Genomic DNA, 14,635 nt, shown 5'->3' on the forward strand with positions numbered 1-14,635 from the left:
GGGCCGGGCGGCGGCCTGCCGTCAGACCTCGACCGGGGCGGCGGTCAGGTCGTGCGAGCCGCAGGTGCAGCCGTTGCGGGCCGACAGCACCATCGAGACGGCGTGCGCGCGGTCGCGGGCGCCGAGCTTGCGCAGGATCGCCTTGACGTGCGACTTCACCGTGTCCTCGGAGATGAACAGGTTCTCGCCGATCCGCCGGTTCGACTGCCCCTGGACCAGCTCGTCGAGCACGTCGGACTCGCGGCGGGTCAGCGGCACCGCGGGGGTGAGCTCGCGGGCGACGGGCACAGCCGTCCCGGCCTCCACCCGGCGGATCTGCGGGTCGACGACGGTGCGGCCGGCGCGGGCGGCCAGCACGGCCCACCCCAGCAGCGTGGCGGAGGTGTTCATGAGCAGGTAGCCGCGGATGCCGGCGGCGAGCGCCTCGTTGACCACGGCCGGGTCCTCCGAGGTGGCCACGGCGACGACGGCGGTGCGCGGGAAGCGGCGGCGCAGGTCGCGGACGGCGGTGAGCGTGGCGCTGCGGCCGGAGCCGAGCTCGACGACCACCGCGTCGGGGCGGGCCGACTCGGCGAGCACGAGGGCTCGGCGCGGCTCGCCGGGCGCACCGACGACCTGCAGGCCGGCGGTCTCGTCGATCATGCCGACCAGGCCGCGACGCAGGACGGGCGCGTCGGCGAGGACGAGGACCCGGGTGACGCCGGTGGAGATGGACACGCTGGTTGCTCCGCTCACGTTCGGTGACGACGACCTGACCTGCACTCCATCGGCCGGGTGAACGCGGTGCTTGAGCGGCCTGCCGGGATCCCGCCCCCGGTACGCACCGGTCAGGGACGCAGGGTGCCGGTGCGGGTGAGCTCCTCGGCCACCGCGTGGAGCTTGCGGTTGCTGTCCTGGCTGACCTTGGCGAGCAGGCCGAACGCCTGGTCCGCGGTGATCTTGAACCGCTCCATGAGGATGCCCTTGGCCTGCCCGATGACGTCCCGGTGGACCAGCGCCGCGCTCACGTGCTCGAGCTCCTGCGCATCGGCCACGGCGACCGCGGCGTGGCTGGCCAGCAGCAGGCCGACGTGCTCGGACTCGTCGCCGAACGCTGCTCCCCGGCCCGACATGAGGTTCAGCGCGCCCAGGTTGTCGCCGTGCACGAACAATTGGAAGCACAGCAGGCTGCGCACGCCCAGGTCGGTCGCCCGAGCGGCGAGGTACGGCCAGCGCGCGTCGCCGGCCAGGTCGTCGACCCGGACGGTGCGCTCCCTCAGCAGGGCGTCGACGCAAGGCCCCTGGCCGGTCTCCCCCTGCAGCCGGTCGAAGCTCCGCGGCAGGTCGCCCGTGGCCGCCGCGGAGTAGACGTGCGCCTTCCGCGTCATGCTGATGGACGACTCCTCGGCGCCGGGCACCATGCGCACCGCCAGGGCCACGATCTCGTCCATCACCTCCTGCGGGCCCGACCGCTCCTGGAGGTCGCGTGCCGCATCGGCCAGCCGCCGGGCGAGCTCGCCCTCGCCCGCGGCCGTGCCGGTGCCCTGGGACGAGGGCTGCCCGCGCCCGGGCGGGTGCTCTTCCCGGCTCGTCGTCATCGACCGAGACTGCCACGTCACGCGGGGCGCGGGAACGGGCGGCGACGCGCGGTGCCCCCGGCAGGATTCGAACCTGCGACACACGGTTTAGGAAACCGATGCTCTATCCCCTGAGCTACGGGGGCCACGGCGCGCTGGACCACCGCGCCGGACCGACGCCCAGAGGCTAGCCGGTGGCCCCGCGGAACCACCGCAGCACCCGACTCGTCGGTACGGGAGAGAGAGCGGACGCTTCCAGCGGGTTACGGTGCTGGGGAACGAGCCGAGCCCCGGCAGCGTCGCCGGGGGTCAGGAAGGTGGGTCGCAACGATGGAGACCACGGTGGTCGACGTCCCCGAGCGGGGGCGCTTCGAGGTCCGGCAGGGCGAGCGCGTCGTCGGACTGGCCAGCTACCACGTCGACAACGGTCAGATGACCCTCCCGCACACCGAGGTGGACCCTGCCGTGGGCGGGCAGGGGATCGGCACGGCGCTGGTCGCCGGCGTCCTCGACGCGGCGCGCGAGCGCGGGCTGACCGTGCTCCCCTACTGCTCCTTCGTCCGCCACTACATCCAGCAGCACCCCGAGCTGGTCGACCTCGTCGCGGCCGAGGACCGGCCGCACTTCGGCCTGGAGCCCGCCGAGCGCTGAGCCGGCGTCCGCCGGGCGGGCGGTCCGGGGCGCCACCTAGGCTGCCCGGGTGCCCGAAGGCCACACGCTGTTCCGCCTGGCGCGGCACCTCCAGCTCCCCTTCGCCGGCCGCCCGGTGCACGTGACGAGCCCGCAGGGCCGGTTCGCGGCCGGCGCCGCGCTGCTGGACGGCCGGGTGCTCGACGAGGTGTTCTCCTACGGCAAGCACCTGTTCGCCCGCTTCGGCGGCGACCACCTGCACGTGCACCTGGGCCTCTACGGCACCTTCCTCACCGGCACCGGCACGCCCCCGGTGGCCAAGGGGGCGCTGCGGATGCGCTGGGTGGCCGACGGGCCCGACGGCGCCGGGGTGTGGGCCGACCTGCGCGGCCCGACCGCGTGCGAGGTGCTCCCGACCCCGGAGGTCGAGCGGATCCTCGGCCGGCTGGGGCCCGACCCGTTGCGGCCGCGTGCCGACGGCGCGGTCGCCCACCGGCGGATCGCGGGCAGCCGCACGGCGGTGGGTGCCCTGCTGATGGACCAGTCGGTGCTCGCCGGCGTCGGCAACGTCTACCGCGCCGAACTGCTGTTCCGGCACCGCGTCTCGCCGTTCCGCCCCGGCAAGGCCGTCGGCGCCGACCTGTGGGCAGCCATGTGGCGGGACCTGGTGACCCTCATGCGGGCCGGGGTCCGCATGGGCCGCATCGTGACCACCCGCCTCGAGGACCGCTCCCGCCGCAGCGGGGCGGTGACCCGGGAGGACGCCCACTACGTCTACCGGCGCACCGGGCTGCCCTGCCGGGTCTGCGGCACCCCTGTCCGCACCGAGGTGATGGCCGGCCGCAACCTCTACTGGTGCCCGGTCTGCCAGGCCGCCTGAACCCACCGGCCGGCACCGGCGGCGCGTGTACCGTCGAGGAGGATGAGACGTCGGTCACGCTGGGCGATCACGGTGACCGCGGTGGCCGGGCTGGTCGGGTTTCCCACCGCGGCCTCGGCCGCGCCGGTGGAGCGGGAGGCCCCGCGGATCAGCACGGGTTACGACGTCTCCCACCCGCAGTGCGGCGACGACCTCCCCGACGATGCGGCGTTCGCCGTCGTCGGCGTGAACGGCGGGCTGGCCACCCGCACCAACCCCTGCCTCGCCGAGCAGCTGGAGTGGGGCGCCGGCTCGTCGGGCGAGGTGCCCGGTCAGCCGCCGCTGCAGCTGTACCTCAACACCGCCAACCCCGGCCAGGTGCGCGACCGGGTCGTCACCTGGCCCTCCGCGGGCGAGACCCCCTACGGCGAGTGCGACGGCGCCAACTCGATGGCCTGCAGCTGGCAGTACGGCTGGGAGCGGGCGCGCACCAGCGTCCAGTGGTTCTTCCGGCCCGCCGCGCGGTCGGTGCCGCTGGACAGCCGCCCCGAGCACTACACGTGGTGGCTCGACGTCGAGACGATGAACACCTGGCAGCAGGGATCCGCCGACGCCCGCGCGCGCAACCGGGCGACGCTGGAGGGGATGACCGAGTACCTGACCGAGCGGGACGGCCGGGTGGGCGTGTACTCGACGGGCTACCAGTGGGGCCGGATCGTCGGCGACGTGCCCGCGGCGAGCAACCTGGCCGACCTCGACAGCTGGCTCGCCGGCGCGGACGACCGGGCCGACGCCCGGGACCGCTGCGACGCCGACCCGCTGGTCCCCGGCGGCCGGGTGGCGATGGTGCAGTGGGTCGAGGACGACCTCGACCACAACCACGCCTGCCGCAGGGGCGCGAGCGGCTAGAGAGCGCCCTTGCCCGGCTCCCCCGCCGGGACCGGGGTCAGCCGGCGGACGTCCAGCGGCGCGGCCAGCTTGCCGGCCAGCGCCGCCCCCAGGGTGCTCAGCGCCTCGGCCTTGCCGTGGGTGCGCAGCGCCTCGGGGCTCTCCCACCGCTCCACCATCACGAAGACGCCGTCGCCCTCGTGCAGCGCGTAGAGCTCGCACCCGGGCTCCGCGTGCACCTGCGGCACGGCGGCGAGGATCGCCTCGCGGACGGCGTCCACCGCCTCGGGCTTCGGGGTGATGGTGGCGACGACGACGACGGACACGGGGCCCTCCTGGGGACGACGGGGATCGAAGCGCCCGGACGGTTGCCCTGGTGGCGCGGCCCCGGCCGGGCCAGGATGCCAGGGTGGTCGACGACGGCACTCCCCCTCCCCCGGCTGCTGACCACCCGCTGCGCGTCGCGGTCGTCGGCGCCGGACCGGCCGGCATCTACGCCGCCGACGCGCTGACCCGGCAGAGCGAGGTACCGGTCGCCGTCGACCTGGTCGACCGGCTGCCCACCCCGTTCGGCCTGGTCCGCCACGGCATCGCCCCCGACCACCCGAAGATGCGGGCGATCCGCGACACGCTCCACCGGAGCCTGGACCACCCGCTGGTGCGGTTCGTCGGCAACGTCGAGGTGGGCACCGAGCTCCCGCTGGAGGAGCTGCGCGCGCACGTCGACGCCGTCGTCTACACCTACGGCGCCGCGCTCGACCGGCACCTGGGCATCGAGGGCGAGGAGCTGCCCGGCAGCCTGGCCGCCACCGACCTCGTGGCCTGGTACACCGGCCACCCCGACGCCGACCGGGCCACCGTGGAGGCCGCCCTGACCGGTGTCCGGCGGGCGGTGGTGATCGGCGTGGGCAACGTCGCGCTCGACGTCGGGCGCATCCTCGCCCGCACCGGAGCGGAGCTCGAGCCGACCGACATGCCCCAGCACGTCATCGACGCGCTGGCCGCCGCCCCCGTCGAGGAGGTGACGGTGCTCGGCCGCCGCGGCCCGGCGCAGGCCACCTTCACCACCCAGGAGCTGCGCGAGCTCGGCGGGCTGGCCGCGGCCACCGTCCTGGTCGACCCCGCCGACCTCGAGCTCGACGCCGAGACCGAGGCCCGGGCCGCCGCCGACCGCAACGCCACCCGCAACCTCGCCGTCCTGCGCGAGTGGTCGGCCCACGCGCCGGAGCCCGGCCGCACCCGGCTGCGGCTGCGCTTCTTCTCCCGCCCGGTGCGGCTGCTGGGCACCGACCGGGTCACCGGTGTCGAGGTCGAGCGCACCGCCGTCGACGGCGACGGCCGGGCGATCGGCACCGGCGAGTTCGAGGTCCTCCCGGCCGACCTCGTGGTCCGCTCGGTCGGCTACCTCGGCACCCCGCTGCCCGGGCTGCCGGTCGACGGGCGCACCGGCACGGTCGCCCACGACGGCGTCGGGCGGGTGCTCCGCGACGGGCGCCCGTCGCCCGGCGAGTACGCCGCCGGGTGGATCAAGCGCGGCCCCACGGGGGTGGTCGGGCACAACAAGCACGACGCCCGGGAGACGATCGCCGCGCTGCTGGCCGACGCCGCCGACGGCACGCTGCGGGTGCGCGGGCCGGTCGACGACCTGGTGCGCACCCTGCGGGCCCGCGGCGCGGAACCGGTGCTGCTGGACGACTGGCGGGCCATCGACACCGCCGAGCAGGCGCTGGGCGCGAGCCGCGGCCGGGCCCGGACCACCCTGCACGAGCGCGAGGGGCTGCTGGCCGCGGTCCGGGCGGCCGCGGCCCGGGGCCGCTGATTCAGCGCAGCACGGCGAGCAGTTCCCGCGCCGACGCCTCGTCGGCCGCGGCCACGAACCGGATCAGCGCGCCGGTGTCAGGTGCCAGCCGCAGCGGTTCCCCGCGGTCGGTGAGCACGGTGCCCCCGGCCGCGAGCAGCACCGCCAGCCCACCGGCGACGTCGTGCACGTGCGTGCCACCGCGGTCCAGGTCGTGCCAGGCCGCCGCCGCGCCGTCGGCGACCAGGCAGAGGTCGACCGCCGTGCAGCCGGTGATCCGCACCCGGCGGGCCGTCGCCGGCACCGCCACCGCGGTGCCCCGCGGCCCGCTGGGGACGACGACGGTGCCGCCGGGCCGGGTGCGCACCGCTACCCCGTCCCGGACGGCGCCGTGCCCCTCGACCGCCGCCCAGCGCCGGCCCGAGGAGAGGTCGGCGACCTGCCCGGCGACCGGGCGGCCGCCGTCCACCAGCGCGGCCGAGAACGCCCACGGCGGCAGCCCGGCGGCGAAGTTGCCGGTGCCGTCGAGCGGGTCGAGCACCACCCACGGCCGACCGGCGTCCACCACGGTGTCGCGGCTCTCCTCGCTGAGCACCGGCACGCCCAGCGCGCCGAGCACCTCGACGGCGGCGTCGTGGGCGGCCGCGTCGGCGGCGAGCGCCGGACTGCCGTCGCGCTTGGTCCGTGCCTCACCGGTGCCGTGCGCGAGCGCCACCGCCGTCTCCACCCGGGTGGCCGCCAGGGCCGCGAGGTGCGCGAAGCGCAGCGCCAGCGGCGCGTCCGCCGGGGGCGGGGGGACGTCGGTGCACCGGCCGGTCGCCAGGTGCCGTACGCGGTCGCAGCCCCACCCCGCCGCGGCGGCGAGCACGGCCGGGTGGTCCAGCGGCACGCCGGCCCTTCGGATGACCACGGCGGAGGCGGTGGCCTCGTCGGTCCACTGCCGGCGGACCAGCACCACCTGGCCCTCGTCGCCGACCAGCACCCGCGCCCACGGGTCGAGCACCGCCGGGGCCAGCGCGGCCGGCGAGAGCCCCAGCCCCTCGGCCGCCACCGGCAGGTCGGCGCTGGTCGCCGTGCGCAGCCCCGCCTCAGCCACTGTTGCGCAGCGCGGTCGCGATGCCGTTGATGGTCAGCTGGATGTTGCGGCTGGTCAGCTCGTCGTCCTCGCCGCCCCGCCGTCGCCGCAGCATCTCCACCTGGAGGTGGTGCAGCGGCTCCAGGTAGGGGAAACGGTTGCGGATCGACCGGGCCAGCGACGGGTTGTCGGCCAGCAGCTCGTCGCCGGTGACCGCCAGCGCCATCCGGCGGGTGCGCTCGTGCTCGGCGGTGATCCGGTCGAACACCCGCGCCCGCAGCTCCTCGTCCGGGACCAGCTCGGCGTACCGGGCAGCGAGCCCGAGGTCGGTCTTGGCCAGCACCATCCCCATGTTGGACAGCACGGTGCGGAAGAACGGCCACCGGCGGTGCAGCTCGCGCAGCTGCTCCAGCCGCTCGGCGGAGTCCCCGACCCACCCCTCCAGCGCCGACCCGGTGCCGTACCAGCCGGGCAGCATGATCCGGGTCTGCGACCAGCTGAACACCCAGGGGATCGCCCGCAGGTCGGCGATGGAGTCCCCGGCCTTGCGCGAGGGCGGGCGGCTGCCGATGTTCAGCTCGGCCAGCTCGCCGATCGGCGTGGCCGCCCGGAACCACTGCACGAACCCGGGGGTCTCGTGCACCAGCTCCCGGTAGGCCCGCTGCGCCCGGGCGGCGAGGTCGTCGAGCAGGGCGTAGGCCTCGTCGGCGTCGGCGCCGAGGCCCTCGACGTCGAGCAGCGTCGACTCCAGGGTGGCGGCGACCAGCGCCTCCAGGTTGCGCCGCGCGAGGTCGGGGTCGGCGTACTTCGCGGCGATGACCTCGCCCTGCTCGGTGATCCGCAGCGCCCCGGCCACCGCGCCCGGTGGCTGGGCGCGGATCGCCTCGTAGCTGGGCCCGCCGCCCCGGCCGACGGTGCCGCCGCGGCCGTGGAAGAGGCGCAGCCGGATGCCCTCGCGGCGGGCGAGCTCCACCAGGTCGAGCTCGGCGCGGTAGAGCGCCCAGTTCGCGGCGAGGTAGCCGCCGTCCTTGTTGCTGTCGGAGTAGCCGAGCATGACCTCCTGCACGTTGCCCCGGTTGGCCAGCAGCGACCGGTACAGGGGCTGGTCGAGCACCGCGCCGAGCGTGGTCGCCGCCGCCTGCAGGTCGTCGATCGTCTCGAAGAGCGGCGAGATGCCCACCGGGCAGGTCGGGCCGTCGGGGCCCGCCGGGTCGAGCAGGCCGACCTCCTTGAGCAGGACGGCGACCTCCAGGACGTCGCTCACCGACTCGCACATGCTGATCACGTAGTTGGGGATGGTCCGCGGGCCCAGCAGCGCCACCCGCTCGGCCGCGGCGAGCAGGACGTCGATCTCCTTGCGCGTCTCCTCGGAGAGCTCGGCGTCGGGGCGCACCAGCGGGCGGCGCAGCGTCAGCTCCCCGGCGAGGAGCTCCACCCGCGCGGCCTCGTCGAGCCCGGCGTAGTCGTCGCACACCCCGGCCCAGGCGAGCAGCTCCCCGACGACCTGCTCGTGCACCGACGAGTTCTGCCGCAGGTCCAGCCCGCACAGGTGGAAGCCGAACACCTCGACCGCCTCGCGCAGCCGCCGCAGCCGGTCGTCGGCGAGCGCACCGGCGCCGTGGCTGCGCAGCGAGGCGTCGACCACGTCGAGGTCGGCCCGCAGCTCGTCGGGGCCCTCGTACGGGGGCAGCGCCGGCAGCGGGCCGGTGTCGGGGGGCTCCGCGCCGGGCACCCGGGCGGCGGTGGCCGTCAGCCGCGCGGAGATGCCGGTGAGGGCCCGCCGGTAGGGCTCGTCGGCGCGGAACGGTGAGTCGTCCCGGGACACCTCCGCGAGGTGGTAGAGCGCCGGCGTCGGCGTGACCAGCCGGTCGGACATCGACAGCTCGCTGCGCAGCGCCGCGAGCTCGGCCAGGTGGTGGGCCAGCGCCGTGCCGGCCTGCCGGGAGGTGGCCCGGCGCAGCGCCTCCGCGGTGACGAACGGGTTGCCGTCGCGGTCGCCGCCGATCCAGGAGCCGGGCAGCAGCAGCGGCCGGCGCAGCACCCCGGCCCCGGGCCAGCGCTGCTCGACCGCGCGGCGCACCTCGGCGTTGATCGCCGGCACCACCTCGAACAGGGAGAGCTCGTAGTAGCGCAGCGCCTCGTCGATCTCGTCGGTCAGCCGCAGCCGGGACAGCCGCAGCAGCGCCGTCTGCCAGAGCGTGAGCACCGAGCGCCACAGCCGGGCCGACCACTCCGGGTCGACGTCGCCGTCGGCGGCGCGGTCCCGCTGCCGGATCAGCTCGGTGACCTGGCGCTGGACCTGGAAGACGGTCTTGCGGCGCACCTCGGTGGGGTGTGCGGTGACGACGGGGCAGACCAGGGCGCCGGCGAGCTCGCGGGCCACGGTGTCCTCCGCGACGCCGGCCTCGTCCAGCAGGGCGAACGCCGCGGCCAGGCTGCCCTGCTGCGGCGGGGACCCGGCACGCCGGTGGTGCCGGCGGCGGCGCTCGTGGTGGATGTCCTCGGCCAGGTTGGCCAGCAGCGAGAAGTGGCTGAACGCCCGGATGACGTGGTTGGCCGAGCGGACGTCCAGCCCGGCGAGGCGGGCGGCGAGCCCGGCGCGGTCGACCTCGGAGCGGCGGATGCGGAAGGCCTCCACCCGGGTGGACTCGACCAGCTCCAGCACCTCGGGCCCGGCCTGCTCGCCGATGACCTCGCCGAGGACGCGTCCCAGCAGCCGGATGTCCTCCCGCAGCGGTTCGTCGTCCGCCCGGTCAGCGGTGCCGGGAGCACCGTGGCGGCGGAGGTCGGCGACGTCGACAGTGGCTTCGCTCACACCTGCAGTATCGGGGACGCGGGTGACGCGCTCGTGTCGCCCCCGCTACGGGCTCGTCCAGGGGCTCGCCGACGGCGACGACATCGGCGAACTCGGGCCCTCCGGCTCCCCGACGGCCCGAGAACGCCGATCTCGCCGGCCGGCCGCGGCGCGGTCGACGGGCCCGCGGTCCTTCAGTGCTCCAGCTCCCGCAGGCACTGCGCCGCGAGCTGGTCGCCGGCCGCGGCGCCCAGGCGGAACTGCTCCACGGCGCCCTCGAGGTCCCCGCGGTCGGCCAGCAGCACGCCGAGGTTCTGGTGGCAGTAGGCGTCGCCGGCGGCGATGCCGCTGCGGTAGGCCTCCTCGGCGGCCTCCTCGTCGCCGAGCTCCTCGCGGTAGAGGTTGCCCAGCGGGAGCCAGGCCACCTGCTCGCCGAGCTTGGCGCCCCGCTCGAGCACCGACCGGGCCTCGGCCGACCGGCCGGTCTCGCGCAGCAGGTGGGCGAGGTCCGCGCGGGCGGCCGGGAAGTGGTGCTGACCGGCACGCAGGTCGTCCTCCAGCGCCGGGTCCAGCGTGGAGCACCAGCGCCAGCAGGCGACGACGGCCGCCGCCTCGGCGTCGCCGGCGGCGGCGAACTCCTCCGCGACCGCCATGGCCTGCTCGCGCTCCCCCTGCTCGCGCAGCAGGAACGCCAGCTGCAGGCCACCCTCCAGGTCGCCGGCGGTCGCCGCCCCCCGGTAGGCGCGCATCGCGCCGGCCAGGTCGCCGAGGTCCTCGAGCACCAGGCCCAGGTTGCGCCAGGCGTCGGCCTCGCCGCCGCGCAGGGCGACCTCGTAGGCCTCGACCGCTTCCTCCCAGCGCTGCTGGGCGGCGAGCGAGTTGCCGAGGTTGAACGCGGCGACGGAGTCGCCCAGGTCGAACGCGCGGCGGAAGCAGGCCTCGGCATCGGTCTGCCGGCCGGCGTCGGCCAGGTCGCAGCCGAGGTCGATCAGGGCGTCGGCGTCGTCGGTGGCGAGCAGCCGCCGCAGCCGCACGTCCAGGTCCTCGGTCATGCCGCAGATGATCGCGGCGAGGGGGCGCGCTGCGCGCCCCCTCGCCCCCCGACCTCACCCCAACGGAGCGGCACGGGGCCGGCCGGTCACCCGATCAGCCGACCCGGGCCGCCCATCAGCTGCCGAAGGCCTCCCGCCAGGCCGGCAGGAGGGACCCGCGCACCCACTCCAGGTAGGGCTCCTGCTGGTCGCCACCGATCTGCACGAGGGCCAGGTGGGTGAAGCCCGCCTCGGCGTACTCCCGGGCGCCCTCGATCACCGCCTGGACGTCGTCGCCGCACGGGATGGACCCGGCGACGTCGTCCGGGGTGACGAACTGGCTCGCGGCGTCGAAGGCGCTGGTGCCGGGCAGCTCGGCGTTGACCTTCCAGCCCAGGCCGAACCAGCGGAACAGGCCGTGCGCCCGCTGCACGGCGGCGTCCCGGTCCGTGCCGAAGCTGATCGGCATCTGCGCGACCTTCGGCTTCCCGGCGCCGCCCGCGCTCTCGAACTGCTCCACGAGCTCGCTCATCGGATCGGTGGCGACCAGGACGTCGGCCAGCTCGCCGGCGATCGTCGCCGCCTGCTTGCCGCCCGCCGCGAAGCCGATGGGCACCCGCTTGTCCGGCAGGTCCCACAGCTTGGCGGACTCGACGTCGAAGTGCTCCCCGCGGAAGTTCGTGTAGCCCTCCCCGTCGAACAGGTCGCGGATGATGTGCAGCGCCTCCACGATGCGCTCGTGCCGCACGTCGGCCGCGGGCCACCCGCCGCCGACGACGTGCTCGTTGAGGTTCTCCCCCGCGCCGATGCCCAGGGTGAAGCGGCCCTCGGAGAGGATCTGCAGCGTCGCGGCCTGCTGCGCCACGACCGCCGGGTGGTAGCGGAAGGTCGGGCAGGTCACGTAGGTCATCAGCGGGATCCGGCTGGTCGCCTGCGCCGCCGCCCCGAGCGTCACCCACGCGTTCGGCGAGTGCCCCATCTCGTCCAGCCACGGGGAGTAGTGGTCGCTGCTGACGGCGAAGTCGAACCCGACCTCCTCGGCACCGGCCACATGGCGGACGAGGTCCCTCGGCCCGGCCTGCTCGGTCATCATCGTGTAGCCCAGCTGCAAAGACATGCCTGCCCGGCTACCCCGCGGCCCGGCGGGCAACCGCTACGCGCGCTCGGCCCTCAGCGCCTCCCGCAGCTTGGTCTTCCCGCTGGTGCGCAGCAGCGCCCCGGCGTAGACCCGGCCGCCCAGGCGGACGGCCGCCACGATCGCCACCAGCATGACCGCCACGGCCACGGCGACCTCCCACGCGGCGGCCTCGCCGGCGGCCTGCCGGACCGGCATGACGAGCGGGGAGAGGCCGGGGACGTAGGAGGTGACCACCGCGAGCGTGCCACCGGGGTCGGCCGCCGCCTGTATGCCGACGAAGAAGCCGCCGATGAGCAGGACCATCATCGGGGTCAGGACGCTCCCGAGGTCCTCCTGCCGGCTGACCAGCGACGCCGCCACCGCGAAGGCGGCCGCGTAGAACGCGTACCCCAGCACGAACCACAGGACGACCGACACCACGGTGCCGATCAGGGCACCCGGTACGGCGACGACGTCGAAGGCGAGCGCGCCCCCCACGGCGATGACGCCGATGAGCACGATCTGGGCCAGCCCGAGGACACCGAGCCCGATGATCTTCCCCGCGAGCAGCTGCCAGGGGCGCATGGTCGCCAGCAGCAGCTCCACCACGCGGCTGGCCTTCTCCTCCACCACGCCCTGGGCCACGAACTGCCCGAACATGATGAGCAGGCCGTAGAGCAACCCCACGCCGATGATCGCGACGAGGACCTGCTGCTGGTCCTCCTCGTCGTCGGCTGCCAGCGCGGTCACCTCGACCTCGGGGACCGCGTCCAGGTCGACGCCGGCCTCGGCCAGCTGCTGGGCGACCGCCACCCCGCTGACGGCGGCGTTGACCACCGCCTCCATCGTCGCGTCGCGGTCCTCCACCAGGAGCTCGGGCGCCGGACCGCCACCGGCGAGCAGCGCGCCGTCGACGTCCCCGGTCTCCACCGCCTGGCGCGCCGCGGCCTCGTCGTCCAGCGGCACCACCGTGACGTCGATCCCGATGGCCTGGCCCTGCGCCTCGACGGCCGGCCCGAGCTGGGCGGTGTCGCCCACCACCCCCAGCCGGGGCTCCTCGCCGCCGGAGTTCACGGCCACCTGGAAGCCGAGGATGCCGATCAGCAGCACGACGGTGAGGACGACGCCGATGATGAAGTTCTTGTCCCGGAGGCGGGCGGAGATCTCGCGGCCGGCGACGAGCCGGACGAGCTCGGCGCTGCCCGGGTCGCGCCCGGCGTCCCGGGTCGGGTCCGGGGCGCTCACGCCGCCACCTCCTGCTCGGTGCGCGGATCGGCGACGGCGCCGCGGAACAGCTCCACCAGCGTGGGCTCCCGCCAGGCGAAGTGCGCGACCCGCCCGGTCCGCACCGCCGCGGCCAGGACCGCCTGGTCGTCGGCGTGCCCGGCCAGGTCCAGCAGCGTGTCGCCGGCCTGCTCGGAGACGACGCGGACGCCCGGCAGGGCGGTGGCCCAGCCCGGGGCGGCGTCGGGGACGACGACGCGCAGCAGGCGACCGGCCTCCCGCCGCCGCAGCTCCTCCACGGTGCCGGTCGCGACCATGCGCCCGCGGGCGAGGATGCCGACCGAGTCGCACAGCCGCTCGACCAGGTCCAGCTGGTGGCTGGAGAAGACCACCGGCACACCGCTGCGGACCTGGTCCAGCAGCGCCTCGGCCAGGGAGTCGACGCCCACGGGGTCCAGCCCGGAGAACGGCTCGTCCAGGATGAGCACCTCGGGGCGGCTGACCAGCGCGGCAGCGAGCTGGACGCGCTGCTGGTTGCCCAGCGACAGCTTCTCCACCGGGTCGCCGCGGCGGGCGCCCAGGCCCAGCCGCTCGACCCACTCCTCGGACGCCCGCGCGGCCGCCGCCCGGTCGAGGCCGTGGAGCCGGGCGAGGTACGCCACCTGCTCGCCGACCTTCATCTTCGGGTACAGCCCGCGCTCCTCCGGCATGTAGCCGACCCGGCGGCGCAGCACCTGGTCGAGCCGCCGGCCCTGCCAGCGCACCTCGCCGGCGTCGGGCAGCACCAGGCCCATCGCGATGCGCATCGTCGTCGTCTTGCCGGCACCGTTCGAGCCGCAGAAGCCGAACATCGAGCCGGGCCGGACGGCGAAGCCCACGCCGTCGAGCACCTGGTTGTCGCCGTAGCTCTTGCGGAGCCCGTCGAACTCGAGCACCGGTCCTCCTGCCGTCGTCCTCCTGTGTCGACCGACCGTATCGGTCGGTGGCCTGCGGGACGACGACGTCCCGGGGACGTGTCCGGGAACGGTGCGCGACCGGTCGCGCCGGGGCGCCTCCTGCGGTGTCATCGGCGCATGAGCGAGAGCGACGGCGTGGCGCGGCCGCCTGCCGGGGTCGGCCTGGCGGGGCTGCGGTCGGCCGCGGCCGGGTGCCGGGCCTGCGAGCTGTGGCAGGACACCACCCAGACGGTGTTCGGGGAGGGGCCCGAGACCGCCCGGGTGGTCTTCGTCGGCGAGCAGCCGGGTGACCAGGAGGACCGGAGGGGCGAGCCGTTCGTCGGCCCCGCGGGCCGGTTGCTCGACCAGGCCCTGGCCGACGCGGGCATCGACCGCCGGGACAGCTACGTCACCAACTCGGTCAAGCACTTCTCGCACACGGTGAAGGGCAAGCGGCGGATCCACCAGACGCCGCGGGCCGAGCACCTGCGGGCGTGCCGGCCGTGGCTGGAGGCGGAGTTCGCCGTCCTGCAGCCCGAGGTCGTCGTGGCCCTGGGTGCGACGGCGGCCAAGGGGCTGATCTCGCCGTCGTTCCGGATCACCCGCGACCACGGCCGGCTGCTGCCCTGGACTGTGAGGCTGGCCGGGTCGGTTCGTCGGTGATGGGCTGACTGCTGGCGGCAGCGGGCGTGACCCTTGCTCTGACTGGCCTCGTGCCTTTGCCGGGA

General features: G+C 75.6%; 14 protein-coding genes and 1 tRNA gene. 5 read left to right on the plus strand and 10 right to left on the minus strand.

What is annotated here, in order from left to right:
* Positions 1-21 precede the first annotated feature (21 nt).
* From E9565_RS05610 to E9565_RS05620, 3 genes are all read right to left on the minus strand, one after another.
* Positions 22-717 (minus strand): response regulator transcription factor, encoded by a 696-nt coding sequence (locus E9565_RS05610; RefSeq protein WP_236824828.1) that lies wholly within the window; start codon positions 715-717, stop codon positions 22-24.
* 110 nt (positions 718-827) lie between these two features.
* Positions 828-1,577 carry a GAF and ANTAR domain-containing protein gene (locus E9565_RS05615; protein WP_236834295.1) on the minus strand — a complete coding sequence of 250 codons (750 nt, stop codon included), beginning with the start codon at positions 1,575-1,577 and terminating at the stop codon, positions 828-830.
* Between the two features lie 52 nt (positions 1,578-1,629).
* Positions 1,630-1,702 (minus strand) — tRNA-Arg (locus E9565_RS05620).
* A gap of 184 nt (positions 1,703-1,886) precedes the next feature.
* On the opposite strand from E9565_RS05620, the gene E9565_RS05625 reads away from it, so the two are divergent.
* The 3 genes from E9565_RS05625 to E9565_RS05635 are packed head-to-tail and all read left to right on the plus strand — an operon-like array spanning position 1,887 to position 3,954.
* Positions 1,887-2,207: a GNAT family N-acetyltransferase gene (locus E9565_RS05625; protein ID WP_236824836.1), complete on the plus strand. Its 321-nt coding sequence runs from the start codon at positions 1,887-1,889 to the stop codon at positions 2,205-2,207.
* A 49-nt stretch (positions 2,208-2,256) separates the two neighbouring features.
* A complete protein-coding gene (locus tag E9565_RS05630; protein WP_236824837.1) occupies positions 2,257-3,066 on the plus strand; it encodes a zinc finger domain-containing protein in 810 nt (269 codons plus the stop codon).
* 42 nt (positions 3,067-3,108) lie between these two features.
* Positions 3,109-3,954, plus strand: coding sequence for a hypothetical protein (locus tag E9565_RS05635; protein WP_236834296.1), 846 nt, complete (start codon positions 3,109-3,111; stop codon positions 3,952-3,954).
* On the opposite strand, the gene E9565_RS05640 is transcribed toward E9565_RS05635, so the two are convergent.
* The gene (locus E9565_RS05640; protein WP_236824839.1) at positions 3,951-4,259 is read right to left on the minus strand and encodes an antibiotic biosynthesis monooxygenase family protein; all 309 of its coding nucleotides are present in this window, start codon (positions 4,257-4,259) and stop codon (positions 3,951-3,953) included. The genes E9565_RS05635 and E9565_RS05640 overlap by 4 nt on opposite strands.
* Positions 4,260-4,342: 83 nt before the next feature.
* Here E9565_RS05640 and E9565_RS05645 point away from each other — a divergent pair, with 83 nt between their 5' ends.
* Complete coding sequence (locus E9565_RS05645) at positions 4,343-5,752, plus strand: FAD-dependent oxidoreductase (RefSeq protein WP_236834297.1); 1,410 nt, start codon at positions 4,343-4,345, stop codon at positions 5,750-5,752.
* A 1-nt stretch (position 5,753) separates the two neighbouring features.
* Here E9565_RS05645 and E9565_RS05650 read toward each other — a convergent pair whose 3' ends face one another.
* From E9565_RS05650 to E9565_RS05680, 6 genes are all read right to left on the minus strand, one after another.
* The gene (locus tag E9565_RS05650; RefSeq protein ID WP_236824841.1) at positions 5,754-6,827 is read right to left on the minus strand and encodes an inositol monophosphatase family protein; all 1,074 of its coding nucleotides are present in this window, start codon (positions 6,825-6,827) and stop codon (positions 5,754-5,756) included.
* Positions 6,820-9,621, minus strand: coding sequence for a phosphoenolpyruvate carboxylase (gene ppc, locus E9565_RS05655; RefSeq protein WP_236834298.1), 2,802 nt, complete (start codon positions 9,619-9,621; stop codon positions 6,820-6,822). Before ppc ends, E9565_RS05650 begins: the two co-directional genes overlap by 8 nt.
* A gap of 173 nt (positions 9,622-9,794) precedes the next feature.
* Positions 9,795-10,652 (minus strand): tetratricopeptide repeat protein, encoded by an 858-nt coding sequence (locus tag E9565_RS05660; RefSeq protein ID WP_236833421.1) that lies wholly within the window; start codon positions 10,650-10,652, stop codon positions 9,795-9,797.
* Positions 10,653-10,767: 115 nt separating this feature from the next.
* Positions 10,768-11,748, minus strand: a complete 981-nt coding sequence (locus tag E9565_RS05670; protein ID WP_236824843.1) for a TIGR03557 family F420-dependent LLM class oxidoreductase — start codon at positions 11,746-11,748, stop codon at positions 10,768-10,770.
* A 36-nt stretch (positions 11,749-11,784) separates the two neighbouring features.
* Positions 11,785-12,993, minus strand: a complete 1,209-nt coding sequence (locus E9565_RS05675; protein ID WP_236824844.1) for an ABC transporter permease — start codon at positions 12,991-12,993, stop codon at positions 11,785-11,787.
* On the minus strand, positions 12,990-13,907 hold the full coding sequence (locus E9565_RS05680) for an ABC transporter ATP-binding protein (RefSeq protein WP_236824845.1): 918 nt from the start codon (positions 13,905-13,907) through the stop codon (positions 12,990-12,992). The genes E9565_RS05675 and E9565_RS05680 overlap by 4 nt, the downstream gene beginning before the upstream one ends.
* Before the next feature lie 138 nt (positions 13,908-14,045).
* Here E9565_RS05680 and E9565_RS05685 point away from each other — a divergent pair, with 138 nt between their 5' ends.
* Entirely contained in the window at positions 14,046-14,570 is a 525-nt protein-coding gene (locus E9565_RS05685; protein ID WP_236834299.1) for a UdgX family uracil-DNA binding protein, read from the plus strand.
* The last annotated feature ends 65 nt before the right edge of the window (positions 14,571-14,635 follow it).

Origin of the sequence: Blastococcus sp. KM273129 (assembly GCF_021698995.1) — a bacterium.
GTDB lineage: Bacteria > Actinomycetota > Actinomycetes > Mycobacteriales > Geodermatophilaceae > Blastococcus.